This window comes from Nocardioides zeae, assembly GCF_010686755.1.
Taxonomy (GTDB): Bacteria; Actinomycetota; Actinomycetes; order Propionibacteriales; family Nocardioidaceae; genus Nocardioides; species Nocardioides zeae.
This window is the reverse complement of the sequence record NZ_JAAGXA010000016.1, coordinates 1-16,908: the sequence shown is the minus strand read 5'-3', so window position 1 is coordinate 16,908 and position 16,908 is coordinate 1. Positions and strand designations below refer to the sequence as shown.

Genomic DNA, 16,908 nt, shown 5'->3' with positions numbered 1-16,908 from the left:
TACCGAGAACGTCAGGCGGGGCTGCAGGTCTCGGCGTAGTAGTCGCCGAACTCGTCGTCGCCGTCGAGGTCGTCGTTCTCGTCGCTGACCTCGTCGACGGTCTTGCCGTCGAGGTCCTTCATCGCGTCGATGATCGACTCGAAGCCCTCCCGGGCGTCGTCGGGGATGTTCTCCGGCGTGCCGGTGCTCTCGAGCTCGTCGATCGCGTCGCCGAAGTCGACCTCGTCGCTGCCGTCCTTCTCGGACTGCTCGAGGATCGACTCGCCCGCGGCCTGCATGGCGTCGCAGAACTCGGACTCGCTGGCGTCGGTCGGAGCACCGCCACCACAGGCGGTCAGGGTGGCGCCGGCCAGCACCAGGGCGGCGGCGGAAAGAACGCGCTTCATGGGGATCTCCTCGGGTTCGGGGATGTCACGGGGTCACACGGGTTGCTCCGCCGCTTCGCGGCGCGACGGCGGACCGTCAGAACATGCCCTCTTCGCCACACGTGTCGCTCGTGTAGTCACCGAAGGCGTCGACCTTGTCGTTGTCGTCCTCGCTGATCTTGTCGTCGTCGAGGTCGTTGAGGTCGTCCTCGCTGAGGCCGTCGCCGGCGTCGCGCAGCTCCTTCACGGCGATCTCGAAGCCCTCGCGCGCGTCGTCGCTGATGCCCTCGGGCGTGCCGACCTCGGCGAGCGCGTCGCCGTACTCCTTGGCGTTGAACTCCTGGTTCTCCTCGTCGAAGTACTCCAGCACCGACGTGCCGCCGGCGACGCCGCAGAAGTCGTCCTTGCTGGCGTCGGTCGGGGCGTCCACGCCACCGCCGCAGGCGGTGAGGGAGGCGCCGGCGAGCACCAGCGCAGCGACGGACAGAACACGCTTCATGAAGGCTCCTAGGTCTCGGGTTGCCACCCGCCTCCGCACGTCGGCGGCGGTGGCGCGAGCCGCACCATCCCCGGGCCGCCGACGACCAAACCCGACCGGCTCAGGAATTTCTCAGTGGTCGAAGGGCGCCGGCAGCGGCAGCGCCAGCGCGCGCTCCAGCCGCGCCAGGTACTCCGCCCGGTCGACCTCGACGACCCCGAGGCTGGCGAGGTGCGGCGTCTGCCACTGCACGTCGAGCAGGCGTGGCGTGGGGAGCTCGTCCGCGTCGGCGGCGAGCAGCTCGACGAGGCCGACGAGCGCCACCTTCGAGGCGTCGCGGACCCGGTGGAACATCGACTCGCCGGCGAAGAGTCCGCCGATGGCCACGCCGTACAGGCCCCCCACGAGCTCGCCGTCCTGCCACGCCTCCACCGAGTGCGCCCAGCCGAGGTCGTGCAGGCAGCCGTAGGCCTCCGCGACCCGGTCGTCGATCCAGGCCCCGCTGCGGGCCGGGTCCGCGCAGCCGGCGACGACGTCGGCGAACGCGGTGTCGACGCGGATCTCGAAGTCGCGCCGCGCCCGGCGCAGCGAGCGACTGATCCGCACCCCGTCGAGCGGCAGCACGCCGCGACGCAGGGGCGAGAACCACAGCAGGTGGTCGTCGTCGGGCATCGGGAACTGGCCGCTGCGGTACGCCGCGAGGAGGGTCCCCGGCTCCAGGTCGGCACCCGCTCCGACCACGTCGTCGTCATGCGTGCGCAGGCGCGGGTCGTCGAAGTCCCAGTACGTGGGAGGAGGTTCGACGGGCACGCCACCAACGTACGCGGGGCCGCATGACCGGGTGCTCCCTACGATCTTGCGCATGGGGCTGAAGCAGACACTGGGCCGAGCGGCCGCGACCAACGTGCCGACCGTGGCACCGAAGCTGACGTCCGGGTTCGTGAGGAAGGCGCTGCACCACGCCATCCACGGAGCCGGGCCACTCAAGCCGGCGGCCGAGGCGGCCGCCGCCTACCTCGCCGACCACGACGGCGACGTCGAGGCCGCGATCAGGGCGGCGCAGCTGCGCCACGCCCAGTACGCCGGCGCGCAGGGCCTGCTCACCAACATCGGCGGCATCGTGACGGTGGCCGTGACCATCCCCGCGAACATCTCGGGGCTGACGATGATCCAGGCCCGTCTCATCGCGATCACGGCGCACCTGCGGGGCTACGACCTGCAGGACCCTCGGGTCCAGAACGCCGTGCTGGCCTGCATGATGGGCCCCGGCGAGGTCAAGCGGATGCTCAAGAAGAAGACCATCCCCGCGCCCCCGATGGCGATCGCGACCGCGCCGCAGCACGACCCGGAGCTCGACGTGCGGCTCTCGAACGAGGTCGCCGTCGACCTCATCACCCGGGTCATGGGCAAGCGGTTCGCCGTCACCGTCAGCCGCCGGGTCCCCGTGCTGGGTGGCGTGGTCGGCATGACCGCGGACGGGTGGGCGACCTGGCAGCTCGGCCGGTACGCCGCGAGCGAGCTCCTCGCCCGCCCGAAGAAGAGCTCCTGACCCGACCCCACCCGGTGGTGGGGGGGGGGGGGGGGGGGGGGGGCCGCCCCCCCGCCCCCCCCCCCCCCCCCCCGCCCCGGGGGGGGGGGGGGGGGCCCCCCCCCCCCCCCCCCCCCCCCCCCCCCCCCACGACCGGGGGGTCAGTTGAGGTAGACCGAGATGTAGTCGTCAGGGTCGGCGCTGGGGAGCACGTCCGTCACGTCCGCCGCGAGCAGGACGGTGTAGGTGCCCGGCACCGCCTCGAACGAGCAGGACTCGTCGCCGAACACCGCGGTGTCGTCGGCGGAGCACACCGTGTTGCCCTCCGCGTCGTACACCGCCATCCGGATGTCGAAGTCGGGGTAGAGGTTGACCGCGTCGACCTCCATCGAGCCGCCGGTCGTCACCTGGAAGTCGAGGCTCGCGAGGGCCGGCTCGCCCCCTGCGGTCGGGTCCGCCAGCGTGGTCGGCGAGTTGAAGGTCATCCCGTTGGGGAACCGGCCCTCAGCCAGGTCGCCCGTCGGCTCGGTGGGCCCGTCGGTCGGGCCCTCGGTCGGGTCGTCCGAGCCCTCGGCCTCGGGCTCCGGGAACACCAGACCCTGCTCGGTCGCGACCACCAGCGTCTCGTTGTAGAGGTAGCAGCCGTCGCCGTTGCCGCAGAAGTACGCGTCGACGTCCGTCGTGTAGATGCCCTCCGGCACCTCGTAGCTCGCGCCGTCCAGATCGAAGAACGCCGCGCCGATCGGGGCGTCGTCCGCGACCGGGACCTCGTCACCGGGGCTGAGGGAGTCCGCGTCCTCCACCTGCACCCACAGCTCGACGGTGTCGGCGTCGCCGGCGTAGTCCAGCGTGATGGTCTGGGTGCCGTCCTCGGCCGCGCCCCAGACCGCGAAGGGGTCGTCGCCCTCCCACGTCTCGAGCATCGCGAAGTCGTTCGCGTCGACGTCCGGCTCCGACAGGTCGCCGTTGCCCGACGCCGCCAGCAGCACGAGGTCGTCGGCGTCCACGTCCTCCAGCTCGATCTCGACCTGGCCGTCGGTCACGTCGAACTCGTTCGTCGTGCCGAGCTCGATGCCCGTCGAGGTGCCGCGGTCACGATCGCGGTCGTCGTCGCGGTCGTCGTCGTCGTTGCCGTTGAGGACGAAGACGAGCACGAGGGCCGCCACGATCGCCAGCACGACCACCACGGCGCCGACGACGATCCAGATGCCTTTGCCCTTCTTGCCGCCCGCGCCGCCCGGTCCCCCCGGGCCCCCGGGACCGCCGGGGCCGAACCCCCCGCCGTACCCGCCCGGAGCCTGCGGGTAGCCCTGGCTGTAGCCCTGCTGGCCGTACCCCTGCCCGTAGCCCTGGTCCTGCCCGTAGCCCTGGCCCTGGTCGTACCCCTGGCCCTGGTCGTAGCCCTGCCCGTAGGGCTGGTTCCCGTACGACTGGTTGCCGTACGGCTGGTTCCCGTAGGACTGATCGCCGTAGCCGCCGCCCTGCGGCGGGTAGGGGCCGGCCACGGAGGTGGGGGCGTCGTCGGACGTGCTCCCGCCGTACGGCGCGTTCGAGCCCGCGTCGACGGGGGTGCCGCAGCGGTCGCAGAAGGCGGAGCCCGGTGTGATCTCGCCGCCGCAGGCGGTGCAGGTGGACATGAGCAGCTCCTCGGTCAAGGTCGTGTCAGGGGGCCGTGGCCGCGGGGGCGGGTCCGGCCTGGCGGCGTCGTCTACCCCGACGGTGGTCCGTCTAACCCGCCGGTCCGTACCGCGGGAGGTGAACGACCACTAACCTGGGCCCGTGACCACGCCGACCCGCCGCGAGCAGATCCTCGCCACCGCGGCGGCCCTCTTCGCGCGCCGCGGCTTCCACGGCGTCGCCGTCACCGACATCGGCGCCGCCTGCGGGATCTCCGGGCCGGCGCTCTACAAGCACTTCGCGTCGAAGGACGCGCTGCTCGCCGAGCTGCTCGTCGGGATCAGCGAGGAGCTGTTGCGCGTCGGCCTCGAGCGGGTCGAGGCCGCCGACTCCCCGCGGGCCGCCCTCGACGCGCTCGTCGACTGGCACCTCTCCTTCGCGCTCGACCACCGCGACCTCATCGTGGTGCAGGACCGCGACTGGAGCTCGCTCCCCGACGAGGCGCGGGAGCAGGTGCGCAGCCTCCAACGCGCGTACGTCGACGTGTGGGCCGACCGGCTCCGCGAGCTCGACCCGGACCTCGACCTCGAGGCGGCCCGCGCCACGGCCCACGCCGCGTTCGGGCTGCTCAACTCCACGCCGCACAGCGCGCTGCTGCCGGACGCCGCCATGCGGGAGCTGCTGCACGGCATGGCGCTGCGGGGGTTCGGGGTCGCCTGAGCGACCGGATCCGGGAAACCGCTTGCGGGCACGCCTGCCCGGCAGCACCATCAGCCCGTGCCCGACCTCCACCAGTGGGGAGCCTTCCTCCTCGCCTCGCTGCTGTTCATCCAGCTGCCCGGACCCAGCCTGCTCTTCACCATCGGCCGAGCGCTCACCGTCGGTCGCCGCGACGCGCTGCTGTCCGTCGTCGGCAACGGCGCGGGGGTCTTCGTGCAGGTGGTGCTCGTCGCCGTCGGGCTCGGCGCGGTCGTCGCGGCGAGCGCCACGGCCTACACGGTGGTGAAGCTCGTGGGCGCCGCCTACGTCGTCTACCTCGGCATCCAGGCCGTCCGCCACCGTGCCGACGCCCGGCGTGCTCTCGAGGACGCGACCACCGGCGCGGGGGCCGCACCCGTCGGATCCCCGCTCTCCGCGCTGCGGATCGGTGCGCTCGTGGGGGTCACCAACCCGAAGACGCTCGTCTTCTTCGTCGCGTTCCTGCCGCAGTTCACCAACCCGTCGGCCGGCGGGACGGGGCTCCAGGTGGCCGCCCTCGGGCTCGCGTTCGCCGCGATGGCGGTCGTGTCCGACTCCGTCTGGGCCCTGGCCGCCTCCCGGGCCCGTGCCTGGTTCGCCCGCCGGCCCACGCGGCTCGACCGTCTCGGGGCGACGGGCGGCGTGATGATGGTCGGGCTCGGCGCGTCGATCCTGGTGGCGGACCGCTAGGAAGCCGGTCGACCCGGCCCCCTCACCAGCCGCTCCCTCACCAGCGCTCCGGCACCTCGCCGCGGTCGAGGGCGGCGAGCACCCGGGCGGCGCGCAGCGCGGCGTCGACCGCCACGTCGAGCTCGTCGGGCTGGCCGGGCTGGCCGGGCTGGCCGGGCTGGTCCGATGTCAGGGCCACCAGGCCCTGCGCGCGCACGGCCGCGCCGCGGGCGTGCAGCCGGGCGACCAGCTCGTCGCGCGGGAGGCCCCGGAGCGCGAGCAGCACGAGCGGGTCCTCCGCGACCAGCCAACCGAGCTGGACGAGCACCGCGAGCGCGTGGGCACAGGGATCGAGCGTGTGGGGACACGTGCAGGTGGTGGCGAGCTCCCCGCCGTACGGCAGCAGCTCGGCCCCCACCTCCTCCGCCTCCTCGACGAGCTGGTGGGGCAGGTCTCCCGCCAGGAGCGCGGCGATCCGACCCGACACGGCCGCGACCACCTCGACGAGCCCGTCGAGGGCGTCGTCGTCGCACCGGGGCACCTCCACGGTCACCGTCCACGCGTCGTCGTCGTCGCGGACGGCGGCCAGCGCCGAGCCCGGCCCGATGCCGATGGCGCCCACCATCCCGGCGCGGGCGAGACGGGACCCGTCACGGAGGTCGCGCTCGGCGAACGCCGCCTCCTCGACCGCACGCGCCCAGGCCTTCGCCCACCAGGGGCGCGGACCGCTGGAGCGGCGGGGCGCCAGCCGCGGGTGGGTGACCCGGACCTCCGGCCCCGGTGCCACGTCAGACCGTCCCGGGGTCGCGCCGCAGGGTGACGAGGTCGCGCAGCTCGGCGTCGTCGAGCTCGGTGAGCGCGGCCTCCCCGCGACCGAGCACCGCGTCGGCCAGCCCACGCTTGCGCCGCAGCAGCTCGGCGATGCGCTCCTCGATCGTGCCGCGCGTGACGAAGCGGTGCACCTGGACGGGCCGGGTCTGGCCGATCCGGTAGGCACGGTCGGTCGCCTGCTCCTCCACCGCCGGGTTCCACCAGCGGTCGACGTGGACCACGTGGTCGGCGCGGGTGAGGTTCAGCCCGGTGCCGCCGGCCTTGAGCGAGAGCAGGAACACCGGCGGGCCGCCCGCCTCCGGACCGGCCTGGAAGGCGGCCACCATGCGCTCGCGCTCCGCGACCGGCGTCTGGCCGTGGAGGAGCTGCAGCCCGACCCCGGCCGCCGCGAGGTGACGCTCGACGAGGCGCGCCATCGCGACGTACTGCGTGAAGACGAGCACCGAGGAGCCCTCGGCGACGACGGTGCGCACGAGCTCGTCGAGCAGGTCGAGCTTCTCGGAGCGGCCCGCGATCCGCCCCTGGCTCTGCTTGAGGAAGTGGGCGGGGTGGTTGCAGATCTGCTTGAGCCCGGTGAGCATCGCCAGCACCAGCCCGCGACGGGCGTCCTCGTCGGAGCGCTCGATGCGCTCCATGCAGTCGCGCACGTAGGTCTCGTAGAGCACCACCTGCTCCCGCGTCAGGTCGAGCACGTGGTCGGTCTCGGTCTTGGGCGGCAGCTCCGGGGCGATGCCCGGGTCGGACTTGCGACGGCGGAGCAGGAAGGGGCCGATGAGGTCGGCGAACTGCCGCGCCTTCGCCGGGTCGGCGCCCGACTCGATGGGTGCCGCCCACACCTTGCGGAACGCGTTGCGGCTGCCCAGCAGGCCGGGCGTCGCCCAGTCGAGGATCGCCCAGAGCTCCGTGAGGTTGTTCTCCACCGGCGTGCCTGTCAGCGCGACCCGCGCGTCGGTCTCGAGGCGGCGGAGAGCACGGGCGGTGCCGGAGGCGGGGTTCTTGACGTGCTGCGCCTCGTCGGCCACGACCAGTCCCCACCGCACCCCGGCCAGGGCACGGGCCTCGCCGGTGAGGTCGCTGCGCATCGTGCCGTACGTCGTCAGCACGAAGCCGGGATCCCCGTCGGCGCCGGTCCCGGCGCTCGGCCCCACGTCGAGGGTCTCGTCCGCCGTGGCGCCCAGCGAACGGGCCGCGCCGTGGAACCGGCGCACGGGCACCCCGGGCGCGAACCGCCGGATCTCCGCCTCCCAGTTGCCCAGGAGCGAGGCCGGGCAGACCACGAGGGTCGGACGGAGCGGCTGCTCGGGGTCGACCGCCGCTCGCTCGGCCCGGTGGAGGTGGAGCGCGATGAGCGTCAGGGTCTTGCCGAGACCCATGTCGTCGGCGAGGCAGGCGCCCAGCCCGAGCCCGGTCAGCTCGGCCAGCCAGGTGAGCCCGTGCCGCTGGTAGTCCCGCAGCGTCGCCTCCAGCCCCGCGGGCGGCGGCACCGGCTCGCGGCTCGCGGCGCCGGTGATGCGTTCGCGGACCTTGAGCAGCGAGGCCCCGACGACGACCTCCGCCGGCGCGTCGTCGAGGTCCACCACCCCGGTGAGGGCGGCGGCCAGCGCCTGCGTGGGCCGTACGGCGCGCACCAGCCGCTTCCGGGCCCGCCGCGCGACCTCGGGGTCGACCACCGTCCACGAGCCGCGCAGCTTGACGATCGGCGCCGCGGCGCGCGCCAGGTCGTCCATCTCCTCGTGGGTCAGCGGCTCGCCGTGGAGCGCCACCTGCCAGGAGAACGCGAACATCGCCTCGGGCCCGAAGAGACCGTCGTGGAGGAGGTCCTCCCGCTTGCCGGCCCTGGCGGCGTCACGGGGGACGCCCGTGTGGTCGAGCACCGCGCGGGTCGTGAGGTCGTGGCCCAGGCTGCGCGGCCACAGCACGTCGACGCCGCGGTCGCGCAGGGCGCCGACGCCGTCCTCCAGGAGGCTCGCGATCTCGTCGGAGTCGAGCGTGATCTCGTCGGGGACCGCGAGGGTCAGGAACCGGTCGAGCACCGGCCACGCGCCCGCCGCGTCGCGCAACGCGATCGTGGCGTGCGTGCGGGCGCGAGAGCCGAAGCCGTGCTCGTCGGGAGCATCGCTCCACAGGAGGGCCGCGTCGCACAGGTGGAGCGGGTTGCGCTCGTCGTGGACCTGCAGCACGAGGCGCACCGCGCCCGCGACCAGCTCCTCCTCGTCGGCCTCGACGCGGAGCGACAGGGTGACCAGCTGCGGGAGGCTCTCCTCGGCCCGCGCGCGCTGCGCCGCCTGGATCCGCTCGCGGAGGCGGTCGGTGAAGGCCGCGCGGGCCGGCCCGGGGACGGCGTCGGTGCGGGGCGGGTGGGGGCGGCCGACACCGGGCCGGCTGCCCCGGTCCCCGCGGCTCCCCTGGCTGCCTCGTGCGAGGCTCGCGCCCGCGCTCGGCGGGGTGCGCGGCATGGTGTCGACCACGGCGTCGAGCGCGGCGCGGCCGATGGCGAAGGCCGCCGCGGCGTCGACGTCGTCGTGGGCCCGGGCCCGGGCCAGCTGGGTCAGGCGGTCGTGGTCGTCGGGCTCCAGCACCGCGCGCCAGCAGTCGACGCTCTCGTCGGGCTCGAACCGCCCGGCGGCCACCATGCGCACCGCGAGCAGCGCCGCCCCCGCGAGCAGGCCGACGCTCGGGTGCGCCGACGCGTCGGACTGCGCGCGCGTCAGCACCGGCAGGGCCGCCCGGATCGGCAGCTCGACCTCGCGCCCACCGCCCGTGAACGCCACGGCGCTCTCGCGCGGCACGGCGCCGGGCCGCAAGGTCGCGGGACCGACGAGGGGGACGAAGCTCAACAGGACCTCAGGGGTGGGACGGGGCGATCGACAGCCCGACGAACCTAGCGCGGCCCGCCGACGGTCCTGGTCGGCCCGATCACGGACCGCCCCAGAAAGGTGACGATACGACGCGATCCGTGCGCGACGGGCCGCACCAGCCGCACAGTTCGGCCCTCCGCGGCGCCGGACCGATCGGCCTGCTGCCCGCTCGGGCCCCCGTCGTACCCTGCGCTCATGACCCTTCTCGACACCCCCATCGCCCGCCTCGACGGCACCCCCGCGACCCTCGGCGAGATCACCGGCGGCAAGCCTGCCCTCCTGGTCAACGTGGCGAGCAAGTGCGGGCTGACGCCGCAGTACGAGGCCCTCGAGCAGCTCGCCGAGACCTACGCCGACCAGCTCACCGTCGTGGGCCTGCCCTGCAACCAGTTCGGCGGCCAGGAGCCCGGCTCCAGCGAGGAGATCGCCGAGTTCTGCTCCGCGACCTACGGCGTCTCGTTCCCGATGACCGAGAAGATCGAGGTCAACGGGGAGGGCCGGCACGCGGTGTACGACGCGCTCGTCGGCCAGCCGTACGCCGACGAGGGCGGCTTCAAGAAGAACCCGGAGCCCGGTGACGTGCAGTGGAACTTCGAGAAGTTCCTCGTGGACGCCGACGGTCAGGTCGTGGCCCGGTTCGCGCCGACGACGACGCCGGACGACCCCGCACTCGTCGCCGCCGTGCAGGGCCTCGTCGCCTGACGTCCGGACACGCGCCACGGCTCACCTGGTCTAGACCTCTCCCTCCTCTTCAGATTTAACTCAAGACTTCTGCAAGGCTCGCGCGTTGACGCTGACGGGGTGCCGGCTCCGCAGCGCTGCGGAGCCGTCTGGGGAGCAGAGGGCACCGCCACGTCACGCGCTCGGGCACTGCCTGCGCGCCGTTCGTCGCGAGGGGTCAGGGGAGACGCACGTGTCCACACCGCCGGAGGCACCGACACCCATCGAGCTGCACCAGCGCCAGGCGGAGGCCCGGTTGCGCCAGCACCTGCAGGTGCTGACCGGGCACGTCGAGGCGGAGCCGCACGAGGCCCGGCCCTCGGCTGCTCCCCTCTGGCTCGACCACCTGCCCGGCATCCCCTGGCGCCGTACCGGCCAGGACCTCGTCGCGGTGATCGACCCGGTGTGGATCGCGCCGCGCAGCGCGTCGGCGCGGATGCACGCCAGCCAGTCCGTGCTCGAGGAGGTGACGCCGCACCTCGTCCCCCACCTCCAGCCGGGCGAACGCGTCGAGGCCACCCACGACGGCCTCCTCGTCTTCCGTCTCCACCACACGGGCCACGGCGCACGCCCGGTGCGCCTGCAGGAGATGGCCTACTTCACGCTCGAGGCGCTGGGGCGTCTCGGCGGGTCGGTCCACAACGTCGAGCTCGGGGTCGGCTGGGCCCCGATCACGCCCCGCATCGATGAGGCCCGCGCCATCCGCATGGCCACCGACGGCGCCCGTCACTCGGTCGCCCAGCGCGACTTCCAGCCCGTCGGGCGGCACGCGGACGAGCGGGAGGCGGTGATCTCGCGCCGTACGTTCACGGCCCAGGTCCTCATCGCCACCGTCGGGGCGTTCGTGCTGCCGCTGGTGCTGCTCTTCGCGACGTACGCCCTCGGGCTCGACATCTCCGGGGTCCTCTACTGGGCCGTGGTCGGCGCGCTGGCCCTCACCGCGACGGCGATCTGGGCGGAGTGCTTCGCCTCGCTCGACCCGACCCCGCCGCCGCCCCTGCCGGACGGCGAGGCCGGCGAGGCCCCGCCGGCCTCGGCGATCATCGCGGCCTACCTGCCCAACGAGGCCGACACCATCCTCGAGACGCTCGACGCCTTCCTGGCGCAGCAGTACTCGGGCGGCCTCCAGGTCGTGCTCGCCTACAACAGCCCCGAGGACCTGCCCGTCGAGGCCGACCTCGCGCGGCTCGCCGAGCAGCACCCCGGGCTCGTCGTGCTCAAGGTGCCCGACAGCACCTCGAAGGCGCAGAACGTCAACGCCGCCCTGCGCGTCACCACCGGCGACTTCATCGGCATCTTCGACGCCGACCACCACCCCATGCCGGGCGCCTTCGAGCGCGCGTGGCACTGGATCGCCGACGGCGCCGACGTCGTGCAGGGCCACTGCGTCATCCGCGACGCCGACACCCCGCTGGCGCGGCTCGTGGTGGTGGAGTTCGAGCAGCTGTACGCCGTGGCGCACCCCGGGCGCACCCTGCTGCACGGCTTCGGCATCTTCGGCGGATCCAACGGCTACTGGCGGCGCGACACCCTCCTGCAGCTGCGGCTGCGGGGCTCCTACCTGACGGAGGACATCGAGGCGTCGATGCGGCTGCTGCTCGCCGGCGGCCGCATCGTCAACGACCCGGGCCTCGTCAGCCGGGAGCTCGCCCCGCCGAGCCCCACGGCCTGGTGGCGCCAGCGGCTGCGGTGGGCGCAGGGCTGGTTCCAGGTGTCGCTGCGGCACCTGTGGCCGCTGCTCCTCACCTCCGGGCTCGACGCACGCCGCAAGCTGGGCGTGCTGTTCCTCCTCGCCTGGCGCGAGCTCTACCCGTGGATCGTGCAGCTGGTCTGGCCGCTCATGCTGTTCCTCGCCTGGCGCGACCAGGGCGTCGACCTCAGCTCGCCGATCTTCTTCTTCCTCAGCCTCTACATCGTCAGCTCCGGGGCCGTGCAGACCCTCGTGGCCTGGCGCGTCGCCGTACCGGAGGTGCGGAAGCACACCCGCTGGTTCGCGGCGTACGCCGTCGCGAACGTCGTGTTCTACACCGGCGCCAAGAACCTGGTGAACCGCGTGGCCCACCTCAAGCAGCTGCGGGGCGAGCGCGAGTGGGTCGTCACGGCCCGCACCGCCGCCACCGACGGCACGGTCGCGTCGGCCCACCCGCGCGACACCTCGCGGAAGGCCGTGGCATGAGCGAGCAGCCCACGAACGGCGCCCCCTCCCGCGCCGCGCTGACCGGGGTCACCGGCACCTTCGAGAAGGCGTCGGCGTCCGCCGGCATCGGCAAGACCCGCGGCACCAGCGGCGGCGGCCGCGCCATGTACCCCCTGGGCTGGCTGCGCGGCGTCGCCGCGCTGCTCGTCGTGATCGTGCACGCCTACATGTGGAACCGCACCGGGCCGTTCGGCACGTGGCCCTACGACGGCGTCGGCCACCAGCTCATGTACGGCGTCGACCTCTTCGTCGACATGTTCTTCGTGCTGTCCGGGTTCGTCATGTGGCTGCCGCTGGCGGCCGCCGCGCTGAGCGGCAAGCCCGGCCGTGGCGGGGCGCTCACCCTGGCGAAGCGCCTCGCGCGCGTGCTGCCGCTCTACTGGGTGCTGACGATCATCGTGTGGGCCTGGAGCAACCCGAACCTCCCCGGCCACTGGGAGGACCTCGTCCTCCACCTGACCTTCACCCACGTCTACTCCGACCAGTACATCTTCTGGACCAACGGCCCCGCCTGGACGCTCGCCGTCGAGTTCCACTTCTACGTGCTCATCGCCCTCGTGACGCCGCTGATGCACCGGGCCGTCGTCAAGGCGCGGTCGAAGGACGAGCGGGTCGCGCTCGCCCTCGGCGTCCCGCTCGTGCTGACCGTCACCGGGCTCGTCTACATCGCGTGGCTGACGCAGATCGCGCGGCCCGCGACGACGGACTGGTCGATGATCTTCTCGCCGATCGGCAAGGCCACCGACTTCGGCATCGGCATGCTGCTGGCCGTCTTCACCGTCGCGGGCGTGAAGCTGAGCCGACCCGCCCGCGCCGCCTGCGCGATCGTCGGCGCGGGGTCGGCGCTGGCCCTGGCGCTCGCGCGCCCCATCGACACGCTCCAGCAGGAGTGGTGGCACCCCGGCTACGCGATCGCCGTCGCCGTGTTCATGGCCTCGATCGTGCTCCACGCCGGACCGTGGCCCCGCATCCTGTCGTGGGGTCCGCTCGCGTGGATCGGCGGGCTCGGCTACGGCATCTACCTCATCCACGAGCCGGTCATGCGGTGGGTCGGCAGCATGGGACTGCTCCCCGAGAAGGCCCCCGGGCACGTCTTCTGGATCACGTCGATCTGCGTCGCCGTGCCGACGATCGCCTTGGCGTGGGTGAGCGCGAACACCGTCGAGCTCATCGGCGAGAAACTGCTCGCGACGGTGGACCGCAACGGTCGGCCGCGCAACTACTACCCGCACCTGCCCGACGAGGCGCCGCGCCCGCCACGGCGCGGAGCGGCCGACGCGCCGGTCCCCTCGCCACGCCCCCGACGGCTGCCGGCGCTCGCGCGGTCGGTCCTCGAGCGGTCGGCCCTGGCGCGGTCGGGCAGCTGACCCGGGGCCGGCACCCGTCTCAGCTGCCGGCGGCCAGCACCAGCGGGCGGACGGTCTCGACCCCGGCCTCGGCCAGGGCGTGCGCGGCGAGCGTGAGGCACCAGCCGCTGCCGATGCGGTCGTCGACCAGCAGCACCTCGCGCGGCGGCGGCCCGTCGTGCTGCGACAGGTCGAGCGCGAAACGACGGCCGACGGCCGCGACCCGCCGGGCGGAGTTGGCCGCGCCCGCCGCGGGCGGGACGGACGGATCGACGACCGACCAGGTGCCGACGATCGGCACCTGCAGGTAGCGGGACAGCCCGGAGGCCAGGTCGCGCACGAGCGTCGGCCGGCTCGTGGAGTCGACGACGACGATCGCGTCGACCGACGGTCGCCACTCCTGCAGCACCTCGACGACCGCGCGCACCAGCGGCGTCGGCACCGGCCCGTCGACCGGACCGTCGGGGCCCTCGCGGAACAGGTCGCGCAGGGCCTGGCCGTGGCCGAGGTCGGTGAGCCGCGCGACGGCGCGGCCCTCCGCGGCGGGCCGCTTCAGCTTGCCCTTCAGCGCGATCCCCAGCCGGTCGAGGCCGGTCGGCCACATCTTGCGCGGCTCCACCACGACACCGGGCCGGTCGAGACGGGCCCGTGCCTCGGCGACGGCCCCCTCGTCGACGCTGGTCGAGACGCGCAGGCCGCCGCAGTTGTCGCAGCGGCCGCAGTCGCCCGCGGGCCCGTCGGCGACCGGGTCGTCGAGCTGCTCGCGGAGGAAGCGCATGCGGCACACGTCGGTCTCCAGGTAGGCCAGCATCGCCTCCTGCTCCCGCTGTCGGGCCTCGGCGACGCGGGCGTAGCGCTCCGCGTCGTACTCCCACGGCCGGCCCGTCGACTCCCAGCCGCCCTTGACACGGCGCACCGCGCCGTCGACGTCGAGCACCTTGAGCATCGTCTCGAGCCGGTTGCGACCCAGCTCGACCTCCGTCTCGAGCGTGGCGGTCGACAGGGGTCGACCGGCGACGTCGAGCACCTCGAGCGTCTGGCGCACCAGCCGCTCGGGCGGGAAGGCGAGCGAGCCGAAGTAGGCCCAGATGTCGCGGTCCTCCCGACCGGGGAGCAGGACGACGTCGGCGCGGTCGGCACCGCGCCCGGCGCGGCCGACCTGCTGGTAGTAGCTGACCGGCGACGACGGCGCGCCGAGGTTGACGACGAACCCGAGCGTCGCGTCGAAGCCCATCCCGAGCGCACTGGTGGCGACGAGCGCCTTGATCTCCCCGGCGACGAGGGCCGCCTCCAGGGAGGCACGCTCGGTCGGCTCGGTCTGGCCCGAGTAGGCCGCCACCGCGTAGCCGTGGTCACGCAGGTGCTGCGCCACCTCCTGCGTCTGGGCGACGGTCAGGCAGTAGACGATCCCCGAGCCGTCGAGCTCCCGCAGGTGCTCCGCCAGCCACGCGAGCCGCTGCTCGCTCGTGCGGAGCCGCACGACGCCGAGGTGGAGCGACTCCCGGTCGAGCGACCCGCGCCGCACCAGCACCTCCTCGCCCGCCACCTCCAGCTGCTCGGCGACGTCGGTCGTCACGCGCTGGTTGGCGGTCGCGGTCGTCGCCAGCACCGGTACGCCGCGCGGCAGCTCCGCGAGCAGCGTGCGGATCCGGCGGTAGTCGGGCCGGAAGTCGTGGCCCCAGTCGGAGATGCAGTGCGCCTCGTCGACCACCAGCAGGCCGGTGGTCGCCGACAGCCGCGGCAGCACCTCGTCACGGAACGACGGGTTGTTGAGGCGCTCCGGCGAGACCAGCAGCACGTCGACCTCGCCCGCGGCCACCGCCGCGTGCGCCTCGTCCCACTGCTCGAGGTTGGTCGAGTTGATGGTGACGGCGCGGATGCCCGCCCGCGACGCCGCCTCGATCTGGTTGCGCATGAGCGCGAGCAGCGGCGACACGATCACCGTCGGGCCCGCCCCCCGGGCGCGCAGCAGCGCGGTCGCCACGAAGTAGACCGCCGACTTGCCCCAGCCCGTGCGCTGCACGACGAGCGCGCGCCGCTTGTCGAGCGCCAGCGCCTCGATCGCGGCCCACTGGTCGTCGTGGAGCCGCGCGTCGTCCCGGCCCACGATCGCGCGCAGGTGCTGCTCGGCCTCGGCGCGCACGGCGGTGCGGTCGGTGCGGTCGTCTCCCATGCATCCTTCCTAGCAGCGGGGGGCGACAAGTCGCGACGCGCGGGCAGCAGGGCTGTGGAGGAGGTCAGCCTGCGCGCACGCGCTGGACCACCGTGTAGCGCGTCGCACTGACCGCCGCGCCGCGGGCGGGCACCACCCGCACCTCGTAGGTGTTGCCCGGCTTGAGGGCCTGCACCCGGGTCGTCCGCCCCATCACCGGCGCGCCCTGGTGGACCACCCACGGACCACCGGTGGTGACGTTGCGGTACGAGACCTGAGCGCCGTAGACCCCTGCGGGGGCGCTCCACGACACGGCGAATCCGCGCGGCGCGGCGCTGACCCGCACGTCGGCGAGAGCACGCGGGGGACCCGCGGCGGGGAACGTGGCCGGGTTCACCGGGTTCGGGCGGGCCGCGAAGCCCAGCCGCTGCAGGCTGAGGTGGACCTCGTGGGCCAGCTTGATCTCGCCGACCTGGTTGGGGTGGTAGCGGTCCCAGGTGTCCTTGCCGTGCTGGTAGACCGGCGGTACGGCGGCGATGTCGACCCGCGCGCCCCGGCGGTCGAGCCGGGAGGCGACCTGGGTCAGGAGCCGGTTGAGGTCGTTGACGCCGGCGACCCAGGTCGGTGTCTGGTGACTCAGGACGATCGCGACCCCCGGTGCCGCGGCGCGCGCCTCGTTGATGATGCGCTCGACGTGGGGCACGACGGCCGTCGGAGCCGAGCCCTTGAGGAGGTCGTTGAGCCCCACCGACAGGACGATGACGTGGGGGTCGGTCGTGCGCACGAGCTCGGCCAGGTCGTACCGGAGGGACGACGCCCGCATGCCGAGGACCGCCGCGTGGTCGCGGTCGAACCGCGGGTCCGCGTAGTCCTCCACCTCGGTCTTGAGCTGCTGGTCGTACACGGCCGTGCGGTTGCCGACGAAGTCGTAGGCGCGCGTGCGGCCGGCGGCGTCGATGCTCTTGGACTGCACGGCCGCGAGGCTGCGCTGGAGCCGGAAGCGCCACGTGTAGTCGCCCGCCACGCCCTGCGTGACGGAGTCCCCGATCGTCAGCACGCGGACCTCGACCGTGCGTCCCGGTCGCGACTTCGAGGGGTCGGCGTGCGCGGGGAGGGCGGAGGTGAGGACGAGACCCAGCACGAGCGGGACGACGAGGGACAGCAGACGCAGATGACGCATCGGACCAACTTAGATGGTCACCTTATTGAATGTCTTGACTTTGATTGAAAAGGTGCGCACTTCGCTCGAGCGTCGGCAGGTCAGCCGATGCGGCCGAACGACACCGTCTGGTTCAGCGACTTCCACGTCGGCTTGCTGACCGCGATCCCGAGCGTGAGGGTCTTGCCGCGGGTGCTGGCCGGCGGCGTCCAGGAACGCGACGTGGCGCCGGGGACCTTCTGGCCGTTGA

At 73.7% G+C, this 16,908-nt stretch carries 14 protein-coding genes; 6 read left to right on the top strand and 8 right to left on the bottom strand.

Features of this window, described 5'->3' with window-relative positions:
* Positions 1-11: 11 nt before the first annotated feature.
* The 3 genes from G3T38_RS18155 to aat all read right to left on the bottom strand — a co-directional run bounded on the left by G3T38_RS18155 (position 12) and on the right by aat (position 1,653).
* Positions 12-386, bottom strand: coding sequence for a hypothetical protein (locus G3T38_RS18155; protein ID WP_163773916.1), 375 nt, complete (start codon positions 384-386; stop codon positions 12-14).
* Between the two features lie 76 nt (positions 387-462).
* Complete coding sequence (locus G3T38_RS18150) at positions 463-864, bottom strand: hypothetical protein (RefSeq protein WP_163773915.1); 402 nt, start codon at positions 862-864, stop codon at positions 463-465.
* Between the two features lie 111 nt (positions 865-975).
* Complete coding sequence (gene aat / locus G3T38_RS18145) at positions 976-1,653, bottom strand: leucyl/phenylalanyl-tRNA--protein transferase (protein WP_338037755.1); 678 nt, start codon at positions 1,651-1,653, stop codon at positions 976-978.
* Positions 1,654-1,705: 52 nt separating this feature from the next.
* On the opposite strand from aat, the gene G3T38_RS18140 reads away from it, so the two are divergent.
* Positions 1,706-2,392 carry an EcsC family protein gene (locus G3T38_RS18140; RefSeq protein ID WP_163773911.1) on the top strand — a complete coding sequence of 229 codons (687 nt, stop codon included), beginning with the start codon at positions 1,706-1,708 and terminating at the stop codon, positions 2,390-2,392.
* Between the two features lie 140 nt (positions 2,393-2,532).
* On the opposite strand, the gene G3T38_RS21090 is transcribed toward G3T38_RS18140, so the two are convergent.
* Complete coding sequence (locus G3T38_RS21090) at positions 2,533-4,008, bottom strand: zinc ribbon domain-containing protein (protein ID WP_194247590.1); 1,476 nt, start codon at positions 4,006-4,008, stop codon at positions 2,533-2,535.
* 142 nt (positions 4,009-4,150) lie between these two features.
* Between G3T38_RS21090 and G3T38_RS18130 the strand changes: the two genes are divergently transcribed.
* Both G3T38_RS18130 and G3T38_RS18125 read left to right on the top strand, forming a co-directional pair.
* Positions 4,151-4,708: an SACE_7040 family transcriptional regulator gene (locus tag G3T38_RS18130; RefSeq protein WP_163773908.1), complete on the top strand. Its 558-nt coding sequence runs from the start codon at positions 4,151-4,153 to the stop codon at positions 4,706-4,708.
* Positions 4,709-4,765: 57 nt separating this feature from the next.
* Positions 4,766-5,416, top strand: a complete 651-nt coding sequence (locus G3T38_RS18125; protein WP_163773906.1) for a LysE family transporter — start codon at positions 4,766-4,768, stop codon at positions 5,414-5,416.
* 37 nt (positions 5,417-5,453) lie between these two features.
* Here the strand turns inward: G3T38_RS18125 and G3T38_RS18120 are convergent, their stop codons facing one another.
* Together G3T38_RS18120 and G3T38_RS18115 are read right to left on the bottom strand one after the other, a co-directional pair.
* Entirely contained in the window at positions 5,454-6,182 is a 729-nt protein-coding gene (locus tag G3T38_RS18120) for an SWIM zinc finger family protein (RefSeq protein ID WP_163773904.1), read from the bottom strand.
* 1 nt (position 6,183) lies between these two features.
* On the bottom strand, positions 6,184-9,063 hold the full coding sequence (locus tag G3T38_RS18115; RefSeq protein WP_163773902.1) for a DEAD/DEAH box helicase: 2,880 nt from the start codon (positions 9,061-9,063) through the stop codon (positions 6,184-6,186).
* A gap of 216 nt (positions 9,064-9,279) precedes the next feature.
* Here G3T38_RS18115 and G3T38_RS18110 point away from each other — a divergent pair, with 216 nt between their 5' ends.
* The 3 genes from G3T38_RS18110 (at position 9,280) to G3T38_RS18100 (ending at position 13,368) form a co-directional block, all read left to right on the top strand.
* Positions 9,280-9,786 carry a glutathione peroxidase gene (locus G3T38_RS18110; RefSeq protein ID WP_163773900.1) on the top strand — a complete coding sequence of 169 codons (507 nt, stop codon included), beginning with the start codon at positions 9,280-9,282 and terminating at the stop codon, positions 9,784-9,786.
* Positions 9,787-9,997: 211 nt separating this feature from the next.
* On the top strand, positions 9,998-11,980 hold the full coding sequence (locus G3T38_RS18105) for a glycosyltransferase (RefSeq protein ID WP_163773898.1): 1,983 nt from the start codon (positions 9,998-10,000) through the stop codon (positions 11,978-11,980).
* A complete protein-coding gene (locus tag G3T38_RS18100; RefSeq protein ID WP_163773896.1) occupies positions 11,977-13,368 on the top strand; it encodes an acyltransferase family protein in 1,392 nt (463 codons plus the stop codon). The genes G3T38_RS18105 and G3T38_RS18100 overlap by 4 nt, the downstream gene beginning before the upstream one ends.
* 19 nt (positions 13,369-13,387) lie before the next feature.
* Here G3T38_RS18100 and G3T38_RS18095 read toward each other — a convergent pair whose 3' ends face one another.
* Both G3T38_RS18095 and G3T38_RS18090 read right to left on the bottom strand, forming a co-directional pair.
* Positions 13,388-15,520: a RecQ family ATP-dependent DNA helicase gene (locus G3T38_RS18095; protein ID WP_163773894.1), complete on the bottom strand. Its 2,133-nt coding sequence runs from the start codon at positions 15,518-15,520 to the stop codon at positions 13,388-13,390.
* Positions 15,521-15,584: 64 nt separating this feature from the next.
* Positions 15,585-16,679 carry a GDSL-type esterase/lipase family protein gene (locus tag G3T38_RS18090; RefSeq protein ID WP_163773892.1) on the bottom strand — a complete coding sequence of 365 codons (1,095 nt, stop codon included), beginning with the start codon at positions 16,677-16,679 and terminating at the stop codon, positions 15,585-15,587.
* Positions 16,680-16,908: the final 229 nt, after the last annotated feature.

What these genes read in the sequence shown, in the direction of transcription:
- G3T38_RS18155 (WP_163773916.1), bottom strand. Translation starts at nt 386, where the DNA reads ATGAAGCGCGTTCTTTCCGCCGCCGCCCTGGTGCTGGCCGGCGCCACC.
- G3T38_RS18150 (WP_163773915.1), bottom strand. Translation starts at nt 864, where the DNA reads ATGAAGCGTGTTCTGTCCGTCGCTGCGCTGGTGCTCGCCGGCGCCTCC.
- G3T38_RS18140 (WP_163773911.1), top strand. Translation starts at nt 1,706, where the DNA reads ATGGGGCTGAAGCAGACACTGGGCCGAGCGGCCGCGACCAACGTGCCG.
- G3T38_RS21090 (WP_194247590.1), bottom strand. Translation starts at nt 4,008, where the DNA reads ATGTCCACCTGCACCGCCTGCGGCGGCGAGATCACACCGGGCTCCGCC.
- G3T38_RS18110 (WP_163773900.1), top strand. Translation starts at nt 9,280, where the DNA reads ATGACCCTTCTCGACACCCCCATCGCCCGCCTCGACGGCACCCCCGCG.
- G3T38_RS18100 (WP_163773896.1), top strand. Translation starts at nt 11,977, where the DNA reads ATGAGCGAGCAGCCCACGAACGGCGCCCCCTCCCGCGCCGCGCTGACC.
- G3T38_RS18095 (WP_163773894.1), bottom strand. Translation starts at nt 15,520, where the DNA reads ATGGGAGACGACCGCACCGACCGCACCGCCGTGCGCGCCGAGGCCGAG.
- G3T38_RS18090 (WP_163773892.1), bottom strand. Translation starts at nt 16,679, where the DNA reads ATGCGTCATCTGCGTCTGCTGTCCCTCGTCGTCCCGCTCGTGCTGGGT.